The organism is Petrocella sp. FN5, assembly GCF_029210395.1.
Classification (GTDB): domain Bacteria; phylum Bacillota; class Clostridia; order Lachnospirales; family Vallitaleaceae; genus Petrocella.
In genome coordinates this window covers 1-925 of sequence record NZ_JARGDP010000207.1, presented here as the reverse complement: position 1 = coordinate 925, position 925 = coordinate 1, and the positions used below count along the sequence as shown (strand labels likewise).

Here is a 925-nt window from a genome sequence, read left to right as displayed (position 1 = left end):
TAACAGATACCAAACAGCTTAAGAAGAGTAGCAACACGTTTTTTATTCCCGTCAAGGTCCTTGGAAAGGTTTTTCGTGGTAAGTTCCTTGAAGGGCTACAGAAGCTCTACTCTGCTGGCAAACTTCACTTTTCTAGAAGTTGCATTAAATACAAAAACTCCTATGAATGGTCCGAATTCAGGAATTCTCTCTACAATAAGACTTGGATTCCCTACATCAAAGAGACTTTCAACGGTTTTGGTAATGCTATTGATTACCTTGGAAGATATACTCATCGTATCGCCATCAGTAACTCTAGGGTTAAGACCATTTCCGAAACTCATGTTTCTTTTACAGCGAATGATTATAAAACTGGCACAAAGAAAACTTTTACAGTCACTCACTTGGAATTCATTCGCCGTTTTCTTATGCATGTGCTTCCTTCAGGTTTTCAGAAAATCAGGTACTATGGTTTTCTGAACAATCGAAGTAAAAAGACTAACTTAGCTTTGATTTCAGCACTTATGAGCAGACTATTATTTCAATCAAGATTCATTTCTATGTCCCGTGAAGCGTTGCTTCAAGAGATTTTAGGAATTAACATCAAACAATGTACCAAATGTGGCAATAATTCAATGCGCCATGCAGGAAGAACTTTTTATAAAAGGAATTAGATGTTACTTAACTAAATAGTTTTTTCAGCCTTTGAATAAAGGCTTGTTCGTGGTGCATTAAAATCTTGTTTGAGTACTAACTCACTTTTGAATTAAAATAGATCCATAACTTTTCATCAAAAATAGAAGAGAAGAGAACTATTCAATCCCCATATACTGTCAAAATTTCCGCGAGTTGGTACAATAGCGAAGAATAACATTTAGAACAACTAGAGTTAATCTCAATTTGTTCTTTTTTTAATGTCCTAAATATGATACTTCACTTAAGAATT

At 34.5% G+C, this 925-nt stretch carries 1 protein-coding gene; it reads left to right on the top strand.

What is annotated here, in order from left to right:
- A partial coding sequence (locus tag P0N36_RS15515) for an IS91 family transposase (RefSeq protein ID WP_275843798.1) occupies nt 1–653 on the top strand: 653 nt, incomplete at its 5' end.
- Nucleotides 654–925 lie beyond the last annotated feature (272 nt).